The sequence below is a fragment of the Streptomyces roseoverticillatus genome, assembly GCF_000719265.1.
Lineage (GTDB): Bacteria > Actinomycetota > Actinomycetes > Streptomycetales > Streptomycetaceae > Streptomyces > Streptomyces roseoverticillatus.
The window spans coordinates 131,508-156,926 of record NZ_JOFL01000007.1; the positions used below are offsets into that span (position 1 = coordinate 131,508).

14 protein-coding genes are annotated in these 25,419 nt (G+C 71.1%); 9 read left to right on the forward strand and 5 right to left on the reverse strand.

The window, feature by feature from the left end; genetic code table 11:
- Nucleotides 1-68 precede the first annotated feature (68 nt).
- The 3 genes from IF61_RS0110525 (at nt 69) to IF61_RS33325 (ending at nt 2,289) form a co-directional block, all read left to right on the forward strand.
- Nucleotides 69-635 carry a MarR family transcriptional regulator gene (locus tag IF61_RS0110525; RefSeq protein WP_211264869.1) on the forward strand — a complete coding sequence of 189 codons (567 nt, stop codon included), beginning with the start codon at nt 69-71 and terminating at the stop codon, nt 633-635.
- 194 nt (nt 636-829) lie between these two features.
- Nucleotides 830-1,606 (forward strand): DUF4097 family beta strand repeat-containing protein, encoded by a 777-nt coding sequence (locus IF61_RS0110530; RefSeq protein WP_157848590.1) that lies wholly within the window; start codon nt 830-832, stop codon nt 1,604-1,606.
- Nucleotides 1,607-1,620: 14 nt separating this feature from the next.
- The gene (locus IF61_RS33325; protein WP_052392599.1) at nt 1,621-2,289 is read left to right on the forward strand and encodes a PadR family transcriptional regulator; all 669 of its coding nucleotides are present in this window, start codon (nt 1,621-1,623) and stop codon (nt 2,287-2,289) included.
- Between the two features lie 297 nt (nt 2,290-2,586).
- Here IF61_RS33325 and IF61_RS0110545 read toward each other — a convergent pair whose 3' ends face one another.
- The 4 genes from IF61_RS0110545 to IF61_RS0110560 are packed head-to-tail and all read right to left on the reverse strand — an operon-like array spanning nt 2,587 to nt 10,770.
- The gene (locus IF61_RS0110545; RefSeq protein ID WP_052392614.1) at nt 2,587-3,825 is read right to left on the reverse strand and encodes a TIGR02679 family protein; all 1,239 of its coding nucleotides are present in this window, start codon (nt 3,823-3,825) and stop codon (nt 2,587-2,589) included.
- Nucleotides 3,822-7,970, reverse strand: a complete 4,149-nt coding sequence (locus IF61_RS0110550) for a TIGR02680 family protein (protein WP_030366040.1) — start codon at nt 7,968-7,970, stop codon at nt 3,822-3,824. The genes IF61_RS0110545 and IF61_RS0110550 overlap by 4 nt, the downstream gene beginning before the upstream one ends.
- Nucleotides 7,967-9,211, reverse strand: coding sequence for a TIGR02678 family protein (locus IF61_RS0110555; RefSeq protein ID WP_030366041.1), 1,245 nt, complete (start codon nt 9,209-9,211; stop codon nt 7,967-7,969). The genes IF61_RS0110550 and IF61_RS0110555 overlap by 4 nt, the downstream gene beginning before the upstream one ends.
- A complete protein-coding gene (locus IF61_RS0110560; protein ID WP_030366042.1) occupies nt 9,208-10,770 on the reverse strand; it encodes a TIGR02677 family protein in 1,563 nt (520 codons plus the stop codon). The genes IF61_RS0110555 and IF61_RS0110560 overlap by 4 nt, the downstream gene beginning before the upstream one ends.
- 19 nt (nt 10,771-10,789) lie before the next feature.
- Here IF61_RS0110560 and IF61_RS0110565 point away from each other — a divergent pair, with 19 nt between their 5' ends.
- Both IF61_RS0110565 and IF61_RS0110570 read left to right on the forward strand, forming a co-directional pair.
- Entirely contained in the window at nt 10,790-11,308 is a 519-nt protein-coding gene (locus IF61_RS0110565; RefSeq protein WP_078660113.1) for a 3'-5' exonuclease, read from the forward strand.
- A gap of 98 nt (nt 11,309-11,406) precedes the next feature.
- The gene (locus tag IF61_RS0110570) at nt 11,407-13,428 is read left to right on the forward strand and encodes an N-6 DNA methylase (RefSeq protein ID WP_030366044.1); all 2,022 of its coding nucleotides are present in this window, start codon (nt 11,407-11,409) and stop codon (nt 13,426-13,428) included.
- A 50-nt stretch (nt 13,429-13,478) separates the two neighbouring features.
- Here IF61_RS0110570 and IF61_RS0110575 read toward each other — a convergent pair whose 3' ends face one another.
- On the reverse strand, nt 13,479-14,963 hold the full coding sequence (locus IF61_RS0110575; RefSeq protein WP_030366045.1) for a serine/threonine-protein kinase: 1,485 nt from the start codon (nt 14,961-14,963) through the stop codon (nt 13,479-13,481).
- Nucleotides 14,964-15,144: 181 nt separating this feature from the next.
- Between IF61_RS0110575 and IF61_RS0110585 the strand changes: the two genes are divergently transcribed.
- From IF61_RS0110585 to IF61_RS0110600, 4 genes are all read left to right on the forward strand, one after another.
- Nucleotides 15,145-16,890 carry a PD-(D/E)XK nuclease family protein gene (locus IF61_RS0110585; protein WP_245684469.1) on the forward strand — a complete coding sequence of 582 codons (1,746 nt, stop codon included), beginning with the start codon at nt 15,145-15,147 and terminating at the stop codon, nt 16,888-16,890.
- Nucleotides 16,883-18,160, forward strand: coding sequence for a pPIWI_RE_Y domain-containing protein (locus tag IF61_RS0110590; RefSeq protein WP_030366047.1), 1,278 nt, complete (start codon nt 16,883-16,885; stop codon nt 18,158-18,160). The genes IF61_RS0110585 and IF61_RS0110590 overlap by 8 nt, the downstream gene beginning before the upstream one ends.
- Entirely contained in the window at nt 18,153-21,890 is a 3,738-nt protein-coding gene (locus IF61_RS0110595; RefSeq protein ID WP_030366048.1) for a pPIWI_RE_Z domain-containing protein, read from the forward strand. Before IF61_RS0110590 ends, IF61_RS0110595 begins: the two co-directional genes overlap by 8 nt.
- Before the next feature lie 83 nt (nt 21,891-21,973).
- A complete protein-coding gene (locus IF61_RS0110600; protein WP_043188588.1) occupies nt 21,974-25,033 on the forward strand; it encodes a pPIWI_RE module domain-containing protein in 3,060 nt (1,019 codons plus the stop codon).
- Nucleotides 25,034-25,419: the final 386 nt, after the last annotated feature.

Genomic DNA, 25,419 nt, shown 5'->3' on the forward strand with positions numbered 1-25,419 from the left:
GTTGAGAACCTCACCGCCACTGTGTATCTTAGCTTAGGAAGTAAGATACTAGGAAGGCTTGAGTAAGCATGTCAACTGGCTTGCCCTCGCGTGACGATCTCATCGGAGCGCTCTCCTGGAAGATGCGCCGCCTGAGCGGTGAGACCGTGCTGTTCCACCAGGCGATCGCCGACCGGCTCGGGATCAACCCCACCGACCTCAAGTGCCTGGACCTGGCCTCCGGCCCCGAGCCGGTCACCGCGGGCCGGCTGGCCGAGGTCTCCGGGCTCACCTCGGGCGCGATCACCGGAGTGATCAACCGCCTGGAGAAGGCCGGGCTCGTCGAGCGGCAGCCGGATCCGGACGACCGCCGCAAGGTGATCATCGCTGTCCGCCCGGACGTGCCCATGACCGTGATGGGGCTCTTCGGCTCCATGTCGCATTCGATGCTGGAGCTGTGCTCCCGCTACGAGGAGCACGAACTGGCCCTGGTCCTGGACTTCGTCAGCCGCGCGGCGGACACCATGCACGCCGAGGCGATCAAGCTGCAGGAGAAGCCGGAGAAGCAGGAGAAGACAGAGAGGCCGGAGAAGACAGAGGGGGCGGAGAAACCGGAAAAGGCGGAGAAGACCGGGAAGCCCACCGTCGACGCCTGAGACCCGTACCGCACCGCACCGGACGCCCGAGCGCGATCCGGCCGCCTACCGCCCCGGCGGGGACGGACGCCAATCCCCCGAGGCGACCTCCCCGCCGGGGCCTCGACCGCCGTGACCAGGTGCGACGGTCCATGGGCCGTACCTGTCCACGGGCCGTGACCCTCCACGGGTATCGAAGGAGCAGAAGGAGCAGGATGAAGCACACGAAGATCAGCCGACCACAGCGCATGACCGTGGAAGGAGTGACGGCCATCCGCTCCTTCGTCGTCCGCGGCCGCCTCCAGGTGATCGGAACGGACGACAGCTTCGTCACGCTGGAGGTCTCGGAGATCGACCAGCACCCCTTACACGTCCGCTGCGAAGACGGACTGCTCTACCTCGGCCACCAGGAGACCACCTGGCAGCAGCTCCTCAAAGGCCGGCTGAGCAAGCGCCACGCGCGGCGCAGCGTCGTCTCCCTCGCCGTACCGCGCCACTGCAAGCTCGACCTGTGGTCCGTGGCCGCCGAGGTCGTCGCGTGCGACAGCCCCTCCGCGGTCCAGGTCCACAACGGCGATGGCGGAACCACCCTCAACCACCTCTCGGGCCCCGTCGAGGTCGAGACGTCCTCCGGCCACGTCGACGCCATCGGCCTGAGCGGCGACGTCGAGATCCGCTCCGTCTCCGGCGCGATCGCCCTGTCCGCCACCCCGCGCCGGACCCGGAACGTGAAGCTCTCCAGCGTCTCCGGCGACATCAGCATCTGCCTGCCGCAGACCGCCGACGCCCGGGTGCACCTCGAATCCCTCAACGGGCGCATCTCGAGCCAGTTCAGCACCATCGGCCCGGTTAAGATGCCGGGACAGAGCAGGGCCAAAGGAGACCTCGGGCACGGGAGTGCCTCGGTGTGGGCCAACAGCGTCTCCGGCCGCATCGCCCTCCTCAACGGCGGCAGCACCGACGACGCCGAGGGGCCCGGCAGCGCACGTTAGGAGACGCACAGCGGATGAGCGACACTCCCCGCATCGGCTACGGCCAGATCCGCTTCCACCTGCTCGACCTCCTCGGCCAGCGGCCCCGGCACGGCTACGAACTGCTCGCCGCCCTCAGCGACAAGTTCGCCGGCACCTACCGCCCCTCCCCCGGCGCCGTCTACCCCAGGCTGCGCCGCATGGAAGCCGAAGGGCTCATCCGCCACGAAAACGTCGGGGGCCGGAAGGTCTACCACCTCACCAGCGCCGGCCGGCAACAGCTCACGCACCAGGAGCCCGCGGACGCCCGGCCCGGAACAGAGGGAGAAGCGGAGGGGGAAAAGGACGGCGAGCAGCCCCCGCCACCCCCCATCGGCCGGCTCAGCGAAGCCATCCGCAGCGACGTCGAGAGCATCGTCCGTGACTTCCGCCGGCAGTTCACCACGGCCATGGACCGCCCGGCCCGCACCTCCGACGAACGCGACTGGCTCAGCTGGGCGGCCTGGCCCACCCCGCCCCCGCCGCAGGCGCACCCCGGCACCCGCCAGGAATTCCAGCAGCAGCTGGACGGCCTCATCACGGCCGCCCAGCACCTGCTCACCACGGAATCCGTCCCCGACGCGACCCTCGCGGACGCCACCCGCCTGCTGGCCGACACGACGGCGGCTCTCCTCTCCCACGGCGGAGAGAGCGGGGGAAGCTGAGTCAGCGCGAAGGTGCCGGACTGCCCTTCACCCTCCGGTCCTTGACGGCCAGCGACAGAACGGCAGCCACCATCACCGCAAGCGGAGCAAGCCCGTCCTCAACCAGCTCGTCCCCGACGGCACCCGCCCCAACAGGCCTCTCAGCACCCGAAGCCCCCTCCAAGCCCTCCCGCGCACACCCCGATGCCACCACACGCCCTCCTCCGAACAGCCGGTGAGTCACCCCAGACTGTCCCGAAGACACCTGGACACCCACTGAACGGCCGGTGGCCCGCTGCCGGATGACGGCTGGACGGGTCACGCAAGGTCCGCAAGGAGCAGCTCCAGGGTCGTCTCCTCCTCGACGCGTACGCCCAGCTCGGTGAGGGCCGGTGCCAGGGCGGGATCCCAGGGGGCCTCGGTGGGCGTGCCCGTCAGAGGTGGCAACGACGGGGTGGCGGCGGCCACGGCGCGGTAGTCGGCGGCCGTGTACCTCCAAGGGCGCCAGGGCACGCCGCGCAGCAGCACAGTCGCGATGCGCAGCCCGCCCCAGTCGAAGTCGCCGTGGTAGAGCAGCCTCGCGCCGTTTTCATGGAGGTGGCGCAGGAGCGTGTGGGCGGCGGCGGACGGCTGGCCCTGGAGGCAGACCAGCGGTGGGCAGCCGGCGCCGTGGACGTCGGCGGCGGCTGCCAGAACGGCGGGGTTCTCGCAGATCCGTACCTCCGGCGGTACTGCTGAAGGCGGCTGGTGGGTGAGTTGCCGGAGGGTGAGCACGCAGGGTTCCCCCGCGTCGGCCATCCAGTCGAGGGCGGGGTTACCTCGCAGGTTCAGGGTGAGGACTGTCGATGACAAGTCGTCGCGCAGCAGTCCTGCCGACGCCCACGCGTCGCGCCGCCATGAGGCTCCGCTGCCACCGGGAAGGCCGGTGAGGGCGCGGACGCCCGACAGCGTGAGGGTGGCCAGGGGCGTTCCGTCGTCCAGCGCGTGCGCGCTGCCCAGCACCCGGGCTGAGAAGGCGGGCAGGGACACGGCGGGGGTGGCCGGGAGTTCGCGGAGCACTCGCGCGGTGTCGTCGAGCAGCGTCCGCGCGACGTCGGGGGTGCGGGCGAGACGCCGTACGAGGCCTTCGGCGCGTAGCCGGGCGGCCCATGCCGCGAAATGGGGGCGGTCGTGACCGAGGGCGTCGAGCGCGGCGTACGCCGCCCGCCAGGCACTGGACTCGTCGCGGTGAGCCTGGCTGAGGAGCGTGACGGGCCCGGTGAGGGCTGTGACGGCCACGGCGAGGCCGCCGGGGCTGATGCCGGAGCGAGACAGGACGGCGTCCACGGCGTCGAGCCGTACGGACAAGGACCGGCCGGCGCGCGGAGGCCTGCCCACCAATCGCTCGACGGCCGCTCGCTGGCCTTGGGTGGGGGTGGCCAGCGAGACGGGCCCGGTGAGCGGCTGCTCCCGTTCGAGACGTCGGCGTATGCGCTCGACCAGCCAGACCAGCTCAGGAGTGCCGAGGAGTCTGTGCAGACGTTCGGCGTCAACGCCATGGGGCGGCGGGGAGTTCACGCCCACAGGGGCTCCTGGCTCTCCGCCCCGGCCGCTTCCCGGCCGTGGGCTGATGCCGGTGCCGGTGCCGGTTCCTCGCCACGCCGCCGCGCACTGCCGTCCCACTCCCAGCGGGTGACCAGGACCGCCGCCACCCCGTCGATCCGCGAGAGCTGCGCGATGGCGATGCCGGGCACTTGTGGATAACAGGCCCACTCCCGTTCGCTGGTCATCACCACGTCCAGGTCGAAGGCGTGCAGCAGGCCCAGGCACTTGCCGCGCGAGTCGTCGTCGACACCTGCGAACGCCTCGTCGAGGGTGACCAGACGGGGGGCGTACGGGCTCCCCGCGCTCGCGTAGTGCGAGGACGCGGCGGCGAACAGGGGCACGGACACGGCGAGGACGCGCTCACCGCCCGAGGCCGGCCCGGTGGCCGGGACCCATCGGCCCTGCTGGTGACGCTCGATGCCGAATTCGTGCCAGGAGCGGTAGTCGAGGGCGGCGGTGAGGTGTTCGAGCCAGCTTCCGGCGGCGTCGCCGGTCTGCTGCTGGGCGATCTGCGCCTGCAGGAACTCGCCGACTGCCATCCGGTCCTCGGGGGTCCAGGCGTCCGCGGACTGGCGCAGGCGTTCGCGCGCCCGGTCGAGACCCGCCGGGGCCTTGCGCGAGGCCCGCCACACCAGGCGCAGCTTCATGCCCGTCGACGTGGGGCGTTCCTCCAGCTCGGCGTTCATGGCCTGTACCTGCCGTTCGGCCGTGCCGATCAGCTCCTGCAGAGTGCCCGCCACCTCGGTGATGAGGTGGGTTTCGAGGATCTCCCGCTCGTGGGCGGACAGGATGCGGGTGAGCTCACGGACCTCTGCTGCGAGTGCCTCGGCGAGTTCGGGTACGGCGCGTTCGCGGCCCTGGTACACGATGTCGACGACCATGCCTTCCTCGACCATGCGGGCAGACACGGTGTGCCCGTGCCGGGACAGGGCGTCCTGAAGAGACTTGAACTCTTCGCTGAGATGCCGCTGCACGCGTTCCCAAGCTCCGTCGGAGTCATCCGTCCTGGACAGTTCGGTCTCGATGGAGCGGGCGAGGGCGATGGCGGGGGTGGCCGCCCACGGGCCCTCCGTCACCGGCGGTACGGCGAGGTCGGGCAGCGCGACCGTGATCAGACCCGTGGTCGCGAACCGCTGGAGGGCCGCGATCGCCGCGGCCCGGGCGTCCGTGGCCTCGGCGAGGCCCCGTTCCAGCTGTTCGATGCGGCCCTCGGCGCGGCTGGCCCGCCGGTCAGCGTCCGTGTGCAGTTCGCGGGCACGGCGCTGCTCGGTGCCGCAATCGCTGAGAGAGCGGGCAGTCTCGGCGAGACGTCGTTCCAGTTCGGCGACGGCGGCGCCGACCGTGGAGCGGAGGGTGCTGTGGCGCTCGTCCGCCACGGCGGCCTCGCGGGCGGCTTCCTCGGCGCGCAACGCATGCTCCGCGGCCCGCTGCCCCACCTGTTCGGCCTCGTCGTGCTCCTCCCCTGCCTGCCGGGCCGCCTCGGTGCGCTCCCGCAGGGCGGGCCACAGAGCGGCGAAGGCGAGGGCGAGGTCGGTGAGGGCCTGGCGCACGGCGGCGAGCCCGGCCCGGTCGGCGGGCAGGCCCAGGTCGGTGACGGCCGCGTCGAGTTCGGCCACGGCCTGCTCGGCCGTCCGGGCAGCCTCGGTGAAGACGGCGGCCCGTTCGTCGCGTCGGCTGCGGTCCCGGCGGACGGTGTCGGCGGCCGCGGACACACGGGCGTACGCCTGCCTGAGCGGGGCCTCGTCAGGGACGGCGGCCAGTTCGGCGCCGAGCTTGCGGCGGCGCACGGCGGCAGCGTCCGCCTGGGCGGTCACAGCCGCGGACTCCTCCTGGAGCACGGCGAGCCCGGCCTGCAGGGCGGTGATGCGGGATCGTCGTGCTTGTTCACGGGCCCCTTCACCGAGGTATTCGGCTGCGGGTTTGGCCCACCGGCCGGTGAGCGAGCCGACGCGGAACCGCCCGTCAAGCGCTGCCCAGGTGTCCGCGCCCTCTCCCGCCGTCCGGACGGCTTGGGCACTGTCCCCACCCAGCCCGATCGCCGCGAGCAGCCGTTCCACCGTCTCCTCGCCGATCGCTGCGGCCCGCTCGTCGCCGTGGTCCACGGCAGGGCGCAGCACGTCGGCCAGCGACGGCCCCCGCACAGACCCGGTCTGCGGGGCGAGCAGCACGTCGTGCCCGTCACCACCGAGGAGGGAACCATCGGAGCTCACCCGGGCATCGAGCAGTACGCAACCGTCAGGACGCACCCAGGCATCCAGCAGTCCGGATGCCTCCAGCGCCGCTTCCAGGCCGGCGCGGTCGGCCTCCCCGAGCCCCTCGCGGAAGTCCGCCAGCCGCCACAGCGGGGCACCCGGCGTGCGCTCGCGCAGTCCCGGGGTACGGGTGTACGGGGCCTCGGGACCCCGCTGGCCTCCGGCTTCGAGTGCGGCCAGTTCCCGTTCCATGTCCTGGCGGCGGGTTGCGAGCTCAGTCCTGCGATGCGCCAGGACGGCCATCTGGTCGGCGAGCTCCGCCGAGGCGCAGTTGTGGGCTCGCGAGGCGTGGGCGCGCGCTGGGCAAGGCCCGTCGAGATGACGCACCCAGTCCTGGACCTCGTCGAGGAGGCCTGCCGGGTCCGGGTACGTCAGCTCCTGGCACGTGCGGGCGTGCTCGCGTACGGCGTCCACAAGCTCTTGGCCCGCGGCTGCCACGGCCTCCTCCGCCCGGTTGTGCGCCGCGGCCGCGAGCGCGAGATCGGCCTCCGCCTCGTCGAGCCGCCCGGAGGCCGCGTGACGCTCGGCCTTTGCTCTGTCGGCCTCGTTCGCCAAGCCCTCGACATGAGCCAGGGTGCGCCGCCGGCGATCCGCCGCCTCCTCCGCCTCTTCCCGGGTGGGTTCATCAGGCAGCGGGACGCGGGCGTCCCCGGCCGCCCCCCGGACGCGGTCGAGGACGTCTCCGGCCCGGCGCTGCGCCGCGGCGAGCCGGTTCTCGGCCGCGCCGCGCCGCTCCAGTGCCCGCGTGTGGAGCCGCGCGGCCTGCTCGCGGTCGGCCGCCGCGCGCTCCTGAGCCCGCGCCGTGCGGGCCGCCTCCGCGGCCACTTGCTCCAGCTCGCGGGCACTGCGCATCTCGGGGCCTTCGCGCAGGGCGGCGTCCTGGGCCCGCAGGCGGGTCTCGGCCTCTTCCAGGGCGGCGATCCGCTCCCCCGCCGCCGCTCTGTCCTCCTCCGCACGGGCCTTGTGCGCCTGTTCCTCCGTGAGGTCCCGCTGGAGGCGCTCGTAGCGGGAGTGCTCACTGCGCGGCAGCCGTGCCCGGCGGCGGGTGGCGATGCGGGCGTAGCGCCGGTAGTGGTCCAGGAACGCCGAGGCGGCGTGCTCGGCCTCAGTGGCGGCCCGCAGTTCCTCCTTCTCCTCGTCCAGGGAACGGAACGACTCGGCCGCATCGGCGATGACCGCCTGGTCCATGGGCGGCAGTGCTTCGGTCAGGGCCCTGGAGAGGGCGGCCTCGTTGGGGCGCTTGGACAGCTGGGGCTGGCGCAGCTGGATGAGCAGGTCGACGAGGGCCGCGTAGCGCTGCTCGCCGAGTCCGAACAGTGCCTCGTCGACGGCCCTTCGGTACGTCCTGGCCTGGTCGTACACCATGCCGTGCCCGGCGATCGCCTCGTTCAACCGGTCGCGGGACAGAGCGGTGCCCGTGGGATCGACCAGACTGAGTTCCGGGCCGATGCGCTGGTCGGTGACGGCGTACCAGTGGCGGGCGATGCCGCGCCCGGCGACGGCCTTGAGGCCGCAGGCGAGGGTACGGAAGTGCTCTTCACCGCTAGTCGCGTCCCGTCGGCCGAATTCGATCCACGTGTAGCCGAGCCGTTCGGAGTGCGGGTGCTCGCCGCCGAGGAGCAGATTCCACTCCATGCGCTTTCCCGGGTCGCCGTCGGGCTCGACACGGCGCGGCGTGAGGTCTCCGTCCAGCAGGAAGGGCAGTGTCAGGGCGAGGACCTTGGACTTCCCGGTGCCGTTGTTGCCGCGCAGCAGGAGGCGTCCGTCACGGAAGTGGAATTCCTCCACGTCGTAGTGGAAGAGGTCGACGAGTCCGATGCGCAACGGCTGCCAGCGCGTGCGCACGGGGACGGGCAGGGCGGTCAACTCTGGTTCGCCTTTCGCTGCTGAGGCATGCGCGTGGTGCGAGGGGTGCCGGATTCGCGTACGACCGTCTCGCCGACGGCGTACCGGGCGAGAGCCGGGCGTGGCACGACCGTGCCGCCTTGACGGGATATGAGTGCGAGGGCGGAGAGCTTGGTGAGTGCCTGTTCGACCAGTTCCCCCTCCGCGCCCGGTTCCTTGGCGGACTTGGCCCAGAAGCCGCCGTGCTCGACGGCAAGGTCACGGACCTTCTGCTGGAGATCGTCGGTGGTGACGGGACAGCCGGCCGCCGCGAGGTGTTCGGCGAGCAGCAGGGTGATGTGGCCGTGAGTGCCCTGTTCGGGCATGCGGACGTCGGTCAGGTCGTCTTCGGGGTCGACCATGGCGATGCCCTCGGCCCTCACCTCGGCGACGAGTCCGGTCAGTTCCGTGATACGGGCGATGAGGAAGCCGCGCTGCCGGGTGAGATAGGCCAGCTCCGCGTCCGTCAACTCGTCGTAGTACAGCACCGGATCGTCGAGCAGGCGCCGGGTCAGCGAACGGCGCATCGCGCGGAACCGCAGCTCGTCGCTGTCCAGGGCGGTTTCGGCGACCAGTTCGGCGAGGCGGCCCTCGAAGGTGCCGGCATGGACCGTCGAGGGGCCCCGACGGGTGACGAGCAGGCCGGCCAGCACGCGCCGCTCGACGTCGTACAGGACGTCGCCCGCTCCGCTGACATAAGCCTCTTCGTCTCCGGCGACGCGCCGGAGGACGCCGAGCTTCAGCAGGAACCGTACGACTGCGGCAAGGTCGAGGCGCTCGTCCCGCCGGTCCAGGGTGAAGTGGATTCCGGCGTCCGTGAGCCGGGGGTCGGCGGCGTCCAGGACGATGTGGTCGGCGAGACGGCCCAGCGCGATCTGCGCCTCGCCTCGCTCAAGGGCGGCCAGGGCGAGGCAGAGCAGGACGTAGCGGCGACGGGTGAAGGGGGCACCGGTCCGGCCGGCCTCACGAGCGGGGTGTGCCGGGCCGGCGAGGGTGCCGGGGACCTTCCGCAGCCGGGCCGCCTCGGCGCCCACTTGGAGGGACCAGCCGGTGTTGCGGTCGAACCACTCCCGCAGTTCCGAAGCGTGGCGGCGGATGAGCCGGAAGTCGTCGGAGTGCGGGCCGTGCGCGAGCAGGAGCGGCTGCTTGAGCAGAGCCCGGGCGGCCTTGCGCAGATCGGCGGCGTGCTGCCCGTCCAGCACCTCGGCGAGTGGGGTGCTCATGGCCTGCCGTCCTCCTCCGTCAGGTCGACGATCTCAACGGCGTGATCAGGGCCCCGGAACCTGCCGCCGGGAGTGGTGATCTCCGCGACCGCGCCGTCACCGAGCGCCGAGAGGCGGATCTCCATGGAGCCGTCATTGCTGGTGGCCGAGGTGCGGGTCATGCCGGGCCGCCACGTGGCCAGGGCATCACCGAGGAGCTGGAGGAAGAGGCCGAAGGCGAGCGGGTCGAGTTCACCGAGCGCCGAGAGGCGGGTGACACCGCCGGTGGCGAGCCGGGCACGAGCGGCGGCGATCTCGGCCCCCTGCTTGGCGGCGATCTCGGCGAGATGGCGGCGCGCCTCGGAGCGGTCCTCGACCTTGCGGGGTTTGCCGCGCCGTTCGTAGCTGCCCGTGCGGCGTAACTGCGGGCTGATGCGCAGGGGATCGGATTCGGCCCACGGCGTGGCGGCAGGGACCGGCCGTGCCGTGCGGGCGGCGAGGGTTTCGGCGTCGACGGTGAGATGACGGGCGGGGTAGAGCCCGAAAGCGGTCCGCCACAGACGGTGCCGGGCATCGTCGTCGGGCGCCTCGGCGAACCAGTGGGCGAGCGTCCGGAAGTCGGCGGAACGGTCGGAGCGCCCGGCCCGGCGCTCGTTGAGCGACCGTACGACCGCCAGGAGCTGAGGAATCGCCCCGAGGGCCCGCCCTCGCAGCAGCCGGGCCTGCGACTCGCGCCCGTCCCGGCTGATGAACCACGCGGCAAGCCCCTCCCAACGCCCTGTCCACCGCGTGTACGCCTCCCGCTCTGCGTGCGCCGCGTCCTCCGGAGAGGCATCGGCGGCCTCGCGGGCAGCGGCGGTCCGGAGCAGCGGCACGATGAAGCCGGCGTCCTCCAGTTCCAGGATCAGCTGGGCGATGCGCCCGCCGAGGGTGATCAAGTCCTGGATGAACCGCTCCAGATACTGGATGAGCCGGTCCTTGTAGGCGAGGAACACCTCCTCCTCGACGTCGTGCAGGTCGATGGTGCGCTGCAGGGAGCCCATGAAGGCGCGAGCGTTCTCGGCGAGGGCCGCGAACCTGCTGGTCAGCACGTCGAGTGCGAGGTACGTCTTGGCCGGGTCGAGTTCTTCCCCGGCTCCCAGGACGAGCAGGGCGCGCAGCTGGGTGACGATGTCGTGCAGAGCGACCGCCTGCAGCGCTCCACGCCGGCCAAGCGCCTCGTCATACGCGGACAGCGCCTCCTCCGCAGCCTCCCCCGCCCGGGTGAGCTGATAGACGAACCTCTTGCGGTAGAAGTCCTCGACGGCGGTGACCCGCGCGGTATCGGGATCGGCCCGCAGATTCCCCCACTCAACGAGGCTGTCAAGCGCCTTGACCACGGTCTCGAGCTCGGCCGGACGCTCACCGGCCGGCAGCGCGGCATGCACATCCTCGGGCCGCAGGTGCACCGCGAACCGTTCCTTGGCGACGAGGAACGTCCGCATCGTTCGCCGGTAGAGGACGGCGTTGGGCACGGTGAGATGCGCGAAGGGGGCGTATCCGGCGGGGGTGGAGGCCGGATTCTCAGGCGTCGGAGTCATCGCTTTGTCATTCTGTCCGATGACCACCGGCCTCGACGGAAAAAGCCAGGGAACTCACAATTCACAACCGGCCGCGTGGCGCTCTGCCGTCGGCGGTCGGCTCGCGGAGATCGTGCGGGAGGTGAATCTCCGAAGTTGGGTGGCGGCCAGGGTCGCACCCTCGGAGATTGCGGTCTGCGCCCGGTTCCACACACATACCGCGCGGATCAGGGTGCGGCTCGCCGAGGCCGGGCTGCCTGTCGTACGGGTCAAGGACGGGGAGCCCGACGGCACGGCCGGGGTGCGGGTTTCGAGCTTGCACAGCCTGAAGGGACTGGAGTTTCGCTGCGTGGCCGTGGCCGGGGTGACAGCCTCCGCTTTCCCGTTCCAGAAGGCGGTGACGCCGGCCGAGGTCGTCGACCCGCTCCAGCACGCCACGGACTTCGCCAGCGAACGGTGTCTGCTGTTCGTGGCGTGCACCCGGGCCAGGGAGGCACTGTACGTGTCGTACAGCGGGCGACCGAGCACCTTCCTCTGTGAACAAAGTCAACGCTCGTAGTAGCCTGGCGGACGTGGGAGGGAGGAAGGGTGGCTTGATCAAGCACCCGCAGTTGGGGGAGAGTCCTCGTGCAAATCAGAAACGCCCTGGGAGTGCAGATGTCCACGTCGAGTGCCGTACCGGTGACCTTGGCGGAAATCGCCCGTCTCGCGGGCGTGGGGCGAGCAGCCGTGAGCAACTGGCGGCGGCGGCATCCGTCCTTCCCCGGGCGGATCGCTGGCACCGACGTCAACCCTCAGTTCTCCATGACCGACATCGAGAACTGGCTACGCGAGAACAAGAAGCTCAAGAAGTCCGCCGAGCGGGAATGGCTCTGGCCCCGCTTCGAGGCGCTCGGGGGGCGCGACGAGACTGGGGCCGCCATCGCGAAGGCAGGGCGACTCCTCTCCGGCCGGGAAAGCGAGGAAGGCGATGAGCTCCCGGACGAGACGCGGGCGCTGATCAAACGGGCTGTGGATCTCGGGCGGCGCGAAGGAGGCGTACAGACCTTCGCGTTCCTGCTGCGCCGGTGGCTTGACGTCCATGTGCGCCAGATCGCCACCACCCCGGAGCCGCTGGCTGCACTCATGGCAGACCTCGCCCTCGGTGCGGCCGACCGCGCGGGCGGGACCACGGTCATGGACCCGGCCTGCGGCACCGGGCACCTTCTCGCGGCCGCGGCCGAAGCCGTGAAGGAGTCCGGTCCCAGGGCGGTCACTCTGCTCGGCGGCGACCGCGACCCTGTCCTCGCCGCACTGGCGAACGCCCGCCTGAGCCTCGCCGAGGGTAAGAGGGAAGGCGAGCGGACGCGCATCGACGTACGGGCGGGAGACTCCCTGCGCGAGGACCCCTTCGCCGGCACGCACGCCGACATCGTCCTGTGCAACCCGCCCTTCAACGAACGGGACTGGGGGTACGAAGAGCTGGCCACCGACGCCCGCTGGAGCCACGGACTGCCCCCGCGCACCGAGCCCGAACTCGCCTGGGTTCAGCACTGCCTGGCCCGGCTGCGTCCCGGCGGCGCCGCCGTGCTGCTGCTGCCGCCTGCCGTGGCGGCCAGGAAGGCCGGCCGACGCGTCCGCGGCTCGCTGCTGCGCACCGGCCATCTGCGGGCCGTCGTCGCGCTGCCACCGGGATGCGCGGCGCCGCACAGCGTCTCCCTGCACCTGTGGGTGCTGCGGACGCCCGCCCCCGGAGAGGAGGCACAGGTGGGCGGACGGCTGCTGGTTGCCGACGCCGCGTCACGCTTCCCCCGGCCTTCGGCGCGGGAGTGGGCCCCCGACTGGGCAGCGATCGGCACCTTCGTACGCGAGGCCGTCGAGGAAGCTGACTCCCTGCAGGAGCCCGCCCACGTACGTCAGGTGCCCGTCATCGACCTCCTCGACGACGAGGTCGACCTCACCCCAGGGCGTCATATCACTCCGTCCCCGGTGGACTCCGCGCCCCGACTAGCCGAATCCTGGAGGGCGTTCACCGAACTCACCACGAGTGTGGGCAAGTCGGCCCGGATGCTCGCGGCGCTCGAATTCGCCGCAGCCACTGCGGACACTCCGACGGCTACCACGGTCGCCGAACTGGCCCGGGCCGGGGCGCTCACCCTGCGTGGCGGGCAGCAACCGCCGGACGAGTCGATCCGCACGGGGCCGTCGTCCGACGACGACATCCCGCTACTCACCGTCCCCGACCTGCTGGTGGACGGCGAGCCGCGAGGCTGGCTCGCGCCCGACGACCCGGCGGCCCGCGAGGCCGTGATCGCCGAACCCGGGGACATCGTGGTGGTGGGGGTTGCCCGCGCCTTCTCCGCCTGGGTCCACGAGGGGTCACCGACCGCCCTCGGCCCGCAACTGCACGCCGTGCGGGTGCAGCCCGAGCAGCTGGATACCTGGTTCCTCGCCGGTTCGCTCCGAGCCCCCGCCAACGCCCGGCAGGCCGGAACGCACACCACGAGCTCCTCCCGCATCGACGTCCGCCGCCTCCAGGTCCGCCAGGTACCCCTTGGCGAACAGCGGCGTTACGGCGAGGTGTTCCGCGAACTGGCCTCCTTCGAGCGGATGGTGCGCCGCGGGGCCGGCCTCGGCGCGGATCTCGTCCGCGACCTCGGCGACGAACTGGCGGCCGGACGCCTGGCAGGCAGGGCATAGGGGACTGATCCGCCGCCTGACCGCACATGCGCTGCTGGTGCCTCGTGTGGTCACGTCTCCATGTCCGTGGGATCGGCGAGCCGGGCCGTGAGCTGGGCGTCAACCGTACGCCGTACGTCCTCGACCCGTGCCCCGAGTTCCGGCGGCAGGCCCGCGACCGTGCGCCCCGCCGTGTCGACCGCGCTGACCGCGGCCTCCAGTTCACCGAAGGCGAGGCGGCATTCGGCGAGGCGGAGCCGGATCACCGCGCGTTCGGCCCGCTCGGCCGGACCGTCCCCGTGGATGAGATCGTCGTCGATTCCCCGGTAGAGCCGGGCCGCGGAGCCGAAGTCACCTGCCAGGCGGAGTCCGTCCGCCGCTCCCTGCCACACGCGGCGCACCAGGGGGCGATGCTCGCCCCACTCCTTGCGAACCCGCGCCGTCAGCCCGCGCAAGCGGTCGGCCGCCTCGCCCGGATCCCCGGACTCGATCTCCGACTCGGCCTGCACGCAGAGTCGTTCAACCGTGCGAGCATCGAGCCACTCTTCCTCGACCAGCGCAGATGCCGCAGGCGGGGCGACGAGGGCGGGGCGCGGCCGCAGGACCCTGTCCGATGGCCGGCGCAAAGGGGCCGTGGGGTCGGGGCGGGTGCGCGGCCGGGGCTCGGGGTCGCCGGGCCGGGGCCCGAACGGGGCAAGGACCTCCAGGACCTCGTCGACGGACGGGCGCTGCTCGGGCTTCTTGGCGAGCATCCGCACCACCAGGTCGTCGATCGCCTCGGGGATGCCCGCGGCGTATACGCTCGGCGGCAGCGGTTCCTCGTGGAGATGTTTGTCGGTCAGACCGGAGTCTGCGCCGAGCGGGAACGGCGGTCGTCCGGTGAGGAGTTCATAGAAGATGCAGCCGAAGCAGTACACGTCCGTACGCGGAGTGGGCTCCAGTTCTAGCAGCTGCTCGGGCGCCAGATAGCCGCGGGTGCCCAGCGTCGAACCGTGGGCCGTATACCGTGTGGCGTCGGCGCGCAGCGGCTTGGCGATGCCGAAGTCGATGAGGACGACTGCCCCCTCGTCGTCGATCATGATGTTCGCCGGCTTGAGATCCCGGTGCACCACAGGAAGGGTGTGCGCACAGGCCAGCGCCCCGGCCACCTGCACGGCGACGGCGACCGCCGCGGCCAGAGGCAGAGGATTGTGCTCGTCGAGGTAGGTCCGCAGACTCACCCCGGACACCAGACGCATGGCGATGTACGGCACGCCCTGGTGCGATCCGCTCCCGTACAGCTCGGTGATGCCCGGGTGGTCGAGCGTGCCCAAGAGACCGGCCTCGCGCCGGAACCGCGCGTTTCTGACAGTGAGTTCGACCTCGCGCTCGTGCGGGTCGAGGCAGTACAGGGCCTCGGAGTCGTGGCGCAGGAACTTCACCGCCACCTCCCGACCGCCGGAAACCTCGCGGGCCCGCCAGACGTGAGCCATCCCGCCCTTGCCGAGCGAGCCTTTCAGCTCGTAGCGCCCGTCAATCAGATCACCCGCGCCGGGCTTGTACGTATCCGCGTCCACCGCCGTGCCCCTTCACACTCCTGCGCCATAGGCACACCAGAGTAGCGTGAAGGGATCATTACACGGGATATCCATGGACTAAGTTTACAGCTCTATGGCATGCTCGGTTGGCACCCGGATCTCCTCGGAGTCCCGTCGGTTCCGGGCACTCCTGCCCATGCCGCCCTCCACGGGGGTCACCATGCAGAATTCATCGGGCGTCTCCGGCCACGACTGGCTGATCAGGGCGAGCCCCCGGATGGCCCGGCCCGACGCCGCGGCTTGCCCGACCCACCAGCGCACCGCGATGCGACCCCTGCTCATCGCCGAGCCGCCCGTGCCGTTCCGCCCCGACCCGCGCGAGCAATTCGCGTTCGGGCCGCTCTTCACGGCCCTCGACCTCTGGGAACACGCGAACTGGCCCGTCGAGCGGGTGCGCGAGGAACTCCGCAGCACCCGCGGCCCCTTCCGCGGGTGGGGCGCACCGGTCCATCCCGCCCACCTGGCCTGGACCGCCCACGCCCTGGAGCGCTACGTGACCGCCCGCACCCAGGAACAGGCCGCTGCCATCAAGGCCGGGCTGCCTCCAACCGCACCGGTCGAGCAACCGTGGACGTGGCGCACCCGCCGCACGGATACTCCTGATCCGCGTGGCGCCCGGCAGTACGAGCACACCCTCTGGGGCCGCATGTACGCCTCCGCCGACGGAACGGTGCGCGACCTGTGGCTCCCCTCCATGGGCCGGGCCAAGACCGGCCGCCCCGACGCGGAACTCGCTGCGGTGGCACAGGTGATGGCGCACGGCGCGCCCACGCCCCGGCGCAAGGCGCGCACCGAGCCCCCGCCCACCGCGACCGACGACAGGCCCCTGCCCGGACTGGTCCGCGTCTTCGACTTCGGATGCGCCGACGGCTCCATGGTGAAGCTGCTCTCCGAAGGTCCCACCGAAGCAAGGCAGCGTTTCGCGGACGACGCGGCGCCCGCTTTCCTCGCAGCCGCGACCGGAACCGGCGCACGGCCCGGCGAGAGCTGTGTCGACTGCAAGGCCATCGCCAGCTGTACGGACCTGAAGCGCGCTCCACAACTGTGGGGCGGGCGGCCCCCTGCCCTCGTACGCCAACGACGCTCCGTCTCCGCCTGGGACCTGCGTCTGCACGCCGAATGCCCCGCCCAGTACCACCTGGTGCGACGGCTGCACCTCAACGACCTGTCCACCGAGGACCGGGGAGCACAGCGCGGCCGAGCCGTCGACGCCTGGCTCAACGCACAACACGACCAACGCCCGGTATGTGGCTGTCGGGACCGCGAGGTCCCCGACCTGGCCGCCATACGCGCCAGGACCGGACTCGACGACTCATCCGCACATGAGGCCGTCGGAATGCTTGCCGAACACCGGCTGTTGTGCCCGCTTAACGGCCTCGGCGCCGACGAGAAAGTGCTCGCACAACATCGGGTGACGGCCTACCTGCCCGAACTCGACGTCGTCGTCCTCGCCGTACCCGATCTGGTGTACACCCATCGTGGTCGGTGGATCTGGCGCGAGACCAAGACGTCGACTCGCCCGCTCTGGGAACGACAGTCCTTGCTCCGCACCTACCCCCAGCTCGCCCTGGCCGTATTGCTGTTCCATGCGGGAGCGCTCGGAGACGACCCGCGCCGGTCGTGGGTCGAACTGGAGCATCTACGCGAGGGTCACGGCGAGAGCCGGCTCGAAACCATCGACCCCGGACGCGCCGAGAACGTCGACGAAGCCCGGACCGTCATCGCCGAACTCGCCCAGCCGCTCCTGGACGACACCACGTACGAGCCGAGGGCCGGACGCCACTGCCACGGCTGCCAGGCACGGGCCTGGTGCCGCCCCGGCACCGCCTACGTCACCGACCACCCGCGCCCGGGAAGCCCCGAGGCGCAGGCCCCGGCGCAAGGAGGCATCCCGGCTCATGGCTGACCAGCAACTCGTACCGGACTGGTTGTCCAACCCCGACGTCGTCCTCCTGCGGGACGTCGCCACCGCTGTCCTGCACCTGGCAGCCGTCGACCGCCTCGACTCCTTCGCCCTGCCCTACCCGGCCACCGCGCAACGGGCCTTGGACGCCCTGGTGCTCCAGTGCCTGCGCAACGGGGCCAAGCCCCCGGCCGGGGTGCCCGAGATGATGCGGTGGGCCAGCGCCCGCCCCCTGGGTAGCTGGCCCCTCGACCGACTGCCCACCGACCTGTTCGACATCGCCGACCGGCTGATCGACGAGGACTCGGGAGAGCCCTCGCAGCTCTGCCACGAACTCGCCGTACGGGGATACGGCGACAGCACCGGACGGCAGTACGACCGCTTGGTGATCCATGAGGCCCTTCGCGCCTGCCGCGCCATGTCATCGCCCGAGTCGTACACGGCCTTCCGCCGTCTCCTCGTCACCCGGCCTGTCCTCACCGAGGCGGACTGGGCCGAGGTCAGCAGCGATCTTTTCCTCGACCCCGTCCGCTTCCTCATCGAGGAGATCTACGCCCCCGTCCCTCTCGGGTTCCGGCGGGGTGGCTCGTACCTGTGCTGCCACCGCTGCCTGACGCTGCTCCACCCGGTGTCCGACGCCGAGTGGTGGTGCGAGCGCGATCAATGCCGGCACCGGGGCCCCGCGCCGCGCGGCCGGGAACTCGTCGCGTCAGAGATAGGGGACCTGCGTCAGCTGCGCAAGCCGCTGCGACAGTTCGTCACGGGGCCCGGGCAGGCCGAAACCTCGCTGGAGAGTGAGCTGCGCGCCCTGGGGCTCACCGTCGAGATGTGGCCCGGATTCGACGCGTACGACCTGCGCGTCACCTTCCCTGATGGTTACGTGTGGGCCGTCGACGTGAAGGACTGGGCGCACCCCGCCTTCCTGGGACGCTCCGCAACCGCTGTCCGCGCCGAACCCCCGTACGACGAAGCATGTTGGGTCGTGCCGGGCTTCAGGGTACGCGCACGCCGCAACTACCTCGACATCTACGCCAAGGAGCGGGGCGATGGCGCGGGCGGACTACGTCTGCTGACGGACGACCAGCTGAAGAGGGCAGCACGACTTCGGCTGTCCGGCGAACGCGGGCCGGACACGACCATCGGTCCCCTCCACACCGACCGGACCATGCCATCGGGAAGCGACCGGAGAGCCGTGCATACGGCGTCACCCCCGTCCGGAGAACATGCGGCGCCGACGGACGGTGCCGGGAAGAACGGAGCGGAGCATGCGTGACCGCAGCAGCTGGTACCAGCCGGTCGTCGCCGCACTGGGCCCATGGCCCGAAGAGCACGCCGGGACCCGGCCCGCCCTGCTCTGCCAGGTCGAACTCGCCCTCCGGATGATGGAGACCGTTGCGCCCGGCCACTCGGCCGACGGAGCGTGGACGCTCCTCGGCGGCTACGGTCTCCGCTTCGTGCAAGCCGCGAAACTCCCCACCGGTACGGCCGAGCAGGTCGCACTGGCCGCGGCCCGGCACCTGCTCTGGCCGATGCGCCGCGGCCGGATGTGGCGGCAGAGCCTGGATGCCTACCTGGAACTTCCCGAACGGCTGCGCGCGTACCGTGTCCCTGCGGCCGGGGAACCCGCTCATCGGGTCTCCCTGAAGGTGGCCGCCGACCGCTTCGCCGCCTACGACGATGCGCTCGCGAAGCTCCCTGACTTCTCCACCAAGCCGCTTCCCCTGGCGGAGGCGGGCGAACACCGCTTCATGGATCGCCGCCACCGGCGCACCTCCGTCACCATCCCCGCCGACCTCGTTCGGGACCCCGTGCCCGGTCATCCCCTCACCGCCGCTCGCCCGGCCACCGCAGGCCCCCTCGACGTGCCGCTCGACGAACTCGCAGACGTGGCACGATGGATGGACGAGGTGGAACAGCGGCAGGGACTGAGGGCGGGAAACTGGGCGCAGCGCCTCGACCACCTCGACCTCGACACCCGCACGCCGGACGGGACATCCTTCGAAGCAGCATCTGTCCTGCCGCTCGACCGGCTCACCCACCTCGTTGGCATGGTCGGCGCCGGCAAGTCGACTCTGATGACACTGCTCGCCGTCTGGGCGCACCAGAACGGCCTGCGCATCACGCTCGTCGTCGGCGACGTGGCCGAACAACTGACCCTGACCGAACTGTTCCGCGCACTCGGCCTGAGCGCTGCCCCGGTTCAGGGCGGCACGACGCGGCCCCAGCACACCCAGCGGCTGCACCGCAGGCTCGCCGCACGCGGAGCGCACTCGCTGCTGGCCCATACAGGCCCCGTCTTCACACACCTCAGCACCGCCTGCCCGCTGGACGCCCTGCGCGCACTCGACACGTCGGAGCCGCTGCGCTACGCCGACGCGCCGTGCGGCGCCCTCCACCCCGCACGGCGCCAGGAGACCGATGAGGAACCGGCGGCCGAGCGCGCCGTACGCGAGCTCGAACGCGCTCGAGGAGTCCCGGGGAGAGCGGCAGTCGCGGATGACACCGACGAGGAGGACCTGAGCTCTCCGCACGCCTGCCCCCTGTGGAACCTATGTCCCCGGCACTCCTCCGCGCGCGACCTCGTGGACGCGCTGATCTGGGTGGCCAACCCCGCCAGCCTTGTCCAGACGGCGGTGCCGCGCCAGCTCAACGCCGAGCGGCTGCGCTATCTCGAACTGGCCTGCCTGCGCAGCGACATCGTGATCGTCGACGAGGCCGACCGCGTACAGATGCAGCTCGACCAGATGTTCGCGCCGTCGGCCACGCTCGTCACCACCGGTGTCTCCGACTCCTGGCTGGACCAGTTGCAGACCCACGAGATCGCCGAACTCTCCCGGCAGGGACGACTGCAACTCTCCGACCAGGACGTGGAACGGTGGTCCGCCGCCTTGGACGTCGTCGGATCCGCCGCAGACCGGCTGTACGCCATGCTCATCGACGACGAAGGACTACGAAACTGGGCACAGATCGACTACTTCAGCGCGTGGACGCTTCAGGAGAAGCTGCTGCACGCTTGGTACCCGCCGGTGCAAGGCCGGACCTCGGGGCGACCGGACAGCACGGGCGAAGAGGACGTCGAGGACGAGAGCGCGCTTTACGAGGACGAGGACGGTCCCACGAACGACGGCAATGCCTCTGCGCAGAAGGCCCCCTGGGCGGAGCGCCGCGCCGAGATCACCGCATTCTTCGACACGTTCCGCGATGACCCCCTCGGCGGGCGCGGCCCCTACCTGACGCCCGCCGACAAGCTGACGTCTCTCGCCCACGACGTCCTGCACACCCTCGACGAGAAGCGGACACGACGCCGCGTCCGCGCGCTCCTCGACTCGTTCCTCATCGGAGCACCGGGGCCGGATCAGCGCCCCGCACCCGTCACCAAGCGCGGCAAGGAGCCGGCGCCCGAGGACGTTCCCCTCACCGAGGAGTGGCGTGACCTCAACGCGCGCCGCCTGGAGTTCACCCTTGCCCTCGCCGCCCTGCATCAGCGCCTGGACCGGGTAACGTTCCTGTGGCCCCAGGTAGAGGCCGCATTGCGGCTCGACTCGGCAAGCCACGAGCTGACTCGCCGCCCGCCCCTCGACTACGCGCCGCTGCTCCCCGAAGCGCCCATGGGCAACGTCCTCGGTTTCCAGTACCTGGTGGACGAACGGGCCGCCGCCCGCAACAAGGACGGACACCGCACCGGCACCCTGCGCTTCTTCCGCTGCGCGGGCGTGGGCCGCGAACTGCTCCTCAACCTTCCCCAGCTCGGCGCCGACCCCGGCCGGGGGCAGGCCGGGCCGCACGTCCTCCTCATGTCGGGCACCAGTTGGGCCGGCACCTCCACCCGAGCCCACGTCCTCGCCCCCGTCCGCGCGGTGCTCAAGCCGCAGAGCAAGGCGCTGCGCTCCATCCGCGAAACCGTGTTTCGCACCGAGTTCCTCTACGACGCAGCCGGGCAGCCGATCCGGCTCTCCGGGCAAGACCCCGACAAGCGCGAGGACGTCCTGCGCCTGATGGTCGACCGGCTGGCCCGGCCCCGGGGCGACGGAAGCGCCTCCCCGCTGCAGAACGAACTCGCCCAGATTCCCGACCAGCGCCGCAAGCGCGCCCTGCTCCTGGTAGGCAGCTACGCGGAGGCCAAGGTGGCCGCCGCCGCCCTGGACGAGATCCCGCGCTGGCGCGGCCGGGTACGCGTCCTGGCTGCCGACGACGCCGAACTGGAAACCGCCATCGACGGCGCGGCGCCAGCGGGGACTCAGGCGCCGAGCGCGGGAGCGGTGCGGCGCGGAGACCTCGCCTCCTTCGCCGACGACCCGGACGCCGAACTGCTCGTGGCCCCCCTCCTCGCCGTCGAGCGAGGACACAACATCCTTACCACCCCCCAGAGGCCTGGCGAGGAGAAAGTAGCAGCGTTCGGGACGGTGTTCTTCATGGCCCGTCCGCACCCACGCCCCGACGACCTCTCCCTTGCTGTCTTCGCCATCAACGACTGGGCGACCCGCTTCGTACGCGATCAGCTGAGGAGTCTGGATGGGACATTCAGTGACATGGTGGCGGGGGCCGACAGCCTGTATACAGCCGGCAGCGCCTTCAGGACCACTGCGCGCCGCGTATGGCGGCACGTCCTGTCACGGCCCTACATCTATTCCTCGCTCTCCGACGACGAGAAGAAGTCCTTCGCCTGGGACCAGCTCGTCACCATCTGGCAGGTCATCGGACGCCTCGTCCGCGGCGGCGTGCCCGCCCGCGTCGTGTTCGTCGACGCCGCCTTCGCACCGCAGCTCGCGGCCGCACAGGCCCCCGTCATCGGGCGGGAACGGCGCCCGCGCCGCGCCGCCGACCCGGGGCTGCTCGTGCGGCTGCGGGACGTCCTCACCCCGTATTTCGCGGATACCGACGCCTCCGCCGTCGGCACATACCCCGACCCTGCCGACACCGAACTCGTCAAGCTGCTCTACCGCCCGCTGTACGAGGCGCTGTGCGCCATGGGGGCGCCGCCCGGCCCGCGAGGCACCGGCTGAGGCGCCTCAACGTCTCCCAGGTGCAGGGCGATTGAAGAGGCAGCGCCCACCCGACCACGTACGACATCGCAGGGAGAACCGGCATGTATAGGAACATTCGCCGATCCGCGTACCACTTGGCCGAGGACAGCGCCCCCTGGACCGAGGACTTTCAGGCACTTCCCTTTCCCGAACACTGGCGCGCCGGGCTCCTCGAACTGCACAACCACGGGCGAGACGAGGAGAAGCAGCAGCTGACCCTGCCCACCCGCCGGCTCGACGGCGTGCTCCAGACCCTCGCCCCCGACGTGATCGTGCGGCCCCGGCCCCGGACCCCCGTCGAGCCGGGGCCGCAGGCCGCCGAGGACTTCTGGATGTACGTCCCTGCCTCGGCACCTGGCCCTCTCCCGAACCGCGCGATGCAGCAACTCCTCGACGCCTGGCTGCGCACTCTCGGCCCTAAGAACACCGTACAAGATCCCGGGTTCCGCTCGCTGCTGCTCGCGAGCAGCGCCGACCTGAAGCGGAACCTGCCCGCGTGGCAGCCGGTCACCGGCGTCGAACTGCTCACCACCCCGACCTCCCCGGGCGGTACTGCCGCCCCCGAACCACGGCAGTTCCAGCTCGCCACCGACGCACTGGCGCGTCGCATCCTGACTCTCGACGCCTACCCCTTCGAGGGCGGGGAGCTGCGCTTCCGTGCCCTGCCCCGCGGGCCACGTGACCAGGGCGCCGAACTCATGTCGCAGCCCCTGTGCCGGACGGTCAAGCGCAAGGAGTGGTGGTTCTCCGTCGTCCTGAACATCTCCCTGCACACGACGCCGTTCGACCCCAGGCCGCGCCTTCACCTGCACTGGGGCGTACGCCGATGGGCCACCCACACCCGGGCGACCACCAAACGCCTTAATCTGCCCTACCGGGGCGCCACTACCGTCCATCTACGGCCCACTATCCCCTGGCTGCCCGGAGCGCCGCCCAGCGAACGCTACGCACTCGCCCGCCTGCGCCGCGACCGGGCTGCCGACACCTTCGTCTGGTCGGAGAACGACGCGGCCGGCATCCTGCGCGGACTCAGCCTCGCCGGTAACTTCCCCGACCCCGAACAACTCCTCACCGAGCCGGTCTCCTGGATCGGTGAAGGCCGCGGCGTCCGCGCATCCGTGGTCCACAGCACCAGGATGGGGAAGCACGAGATCGGCACCGGCTTCATGCCCAACCAGCGAGCCCAGCTGACCGAATGGGCGGAGCAGGCCCTCCCTGAAGCAGTGGTCCGGGTACCCGATCTGATGCGCGGCCGCGGCAAGGGCATCGGAGCACCGGTGAACCGGCGGCCCAAGCCGAGGACCGACGAGGCCAAGAAGACCGAGCTGCTGCGCGAGACCGAGGCGCGGCGCGTGGCACTCGCGGCGCAGTCCCAGATCGCCGGCTACGACCCGGAACAGGACGGCCCGCCAGTGGTGGAGGCCCGGCTGCTGTGGCAGTCACCCGAGGTTCGAAAGGAAGCGGTGGCGCAGTTCGCCGAGGCCCTGGGACTCGACGGTGACGGCGGCGCCTCCGCCGAACAGGTCACGGACCGGGACTTCGACGATGCCAGGCCCGGAGCACCGGTCGTCCTCGAATGGCGGTCGGCGGAACTCACCCTCCGGCTGCGCTGCCTGCCTCTCGCCCACGGACTCGGTGACCGGCTCGTGCCCGACCCGACCGTCAAGGGAAAGGGCGCGGCCATCGCGGCGGCCGTCAGCGAGCGCCGCAGGGCCCTGCGCTCATGGCTCCACGCGGACGGCGCGAACCCCTCTCGCCCCGGACTCGCCCTGGTGGAGGTCGCCCACCGCAGCACCTTCCGCCCGGCGTCGACGGACCCCAAGTTCGCCGTCCGTCTGGGGTGCGCCGACGCCGGGCTGCTGACCCAGTTCGTCGTGACCCCGTCCACCGACCGGAAGATCGACAACGTGGACAGCCTCGGCCACCGCACCCACAGCTCCTGGCTCGACGGCCTGCGCCAGCTCGGCGTACGCGTCCTGCCTCAGCACACCCTCGGCGACGACCTCCCCGACGGGCTGCAGTACGCGGCAGTGTGGATGGTGAAGCGCCGCAAGGACGGTCCGACCCGGCTGCCCAAGCACCTTCCCGTGGCCGTCCTGGTCACCCCGCTGCCGGAGGGCGAAGGCCTCGCGGCCGTACGCGGCTGGGACGACAGCGCGGGGGCGTGGGTGCCCTATCCGCGGTTCCTCCTCGGCCTGGTGAAGCAGGCCGAGATCGCCCCTGAAGCATTCGCGGACCCCGAGGCTACGGACGATGGCCCCCGCTCCGGGACTCCCCGAGTCACCAGCAAGCAGTGGCGCACTAACCTCACCCAGCAGCGCATGGAGACCGCGGCATTCCTCCAACGCGTACTGCATTCTCTCCGCGGGCAGCCCACCGCACTGATCACCCACGCGCAGAACAGCAGGTTGCATTGGCCGTGGCTGCAGGATGGCCGGACCGAACGGGACCTGATCAAGGCCGGTCACGCCCCGGCAGGCCGACTCGACGACGAACTCCGCCTCGTGCGCGTCCGTGGGTGCGGCGGACGGGAGACCGCCCAGTGGTGGGGCCTGGCCGAACCCGGCAAGCCGCACGGACAGCCGGCCGGCTTCTGGACGTCCCCCCAGCACCAGGACGGTACGCCCTCGCCCGAGCGGATTTTCTACAGCACCACCGAGCGCCCCGGAACCCATGCGGTCTCGCCCGCCCTCGACCGCCTTGCCACCCGCGTCAACGCGGCAGGCAACCTCACCTCGCAGGCGGGCACCAGCGCCTGGAACCCGACTCTGGTGGAGATCGCGGTGCTGGGCTGCCACGAGAACGACGACCCGGCCGCCCCCGTACCGGGAAAACCCGATGACGCCGAGGCGCTGGCCCTTGCCATACACCAGCTGCGCCAGGCGCCGGACTACGCCGCAGCGCTGTCCCTCCCGCTCCCTCTCCATTTGGCGGGACTTGCCCAGGCGTACGTCCTTCCGATGCTCGTAGAAGGTGACGAAAGCCCCAGCGAGGAGGCGGCGGCGGCTAATGCTCAGCAGAGCGCGGAGGACCCCGACCCGGACCTGACCGAAGCGGTCGGACTGACCACAGAACCCGATGTAGACGATGACAATGAGGTGGAGCCGCTCGGCGTCTCGTGAGCCGAGCCGTCCACTCACCCCACAAGCTGCACCATCCAGCCCAACTTGCAGAGCGGACCGCCGCTCCTGGGAGATCAAGCGCATCACGTTCCGAGTGGAGCCATCAGCGAGGGCGACTCGCCTCGGGCCGGCTTGAGGCAGATGAATGAACAGTCGGCTCGGTTGCGTCCGCAGGCACGACCGAGCCGGTGAGCCCCGTGTGAAAGAGCTTCAGAACGTGCGTCATGTGAGCGTCAGCAATCCGAGGAGTGCTCTGATGCCGCTAGTGAAGCGACCATCACGCCGTTCTGAAACAGCAGGTCGCTCGTCCTTCTTCGCCTGCTTCAAAATCGCTACGCACTCAACGTGATGGGTCATAGGGAGAGGATTCACCTCAGCTGCAGGAA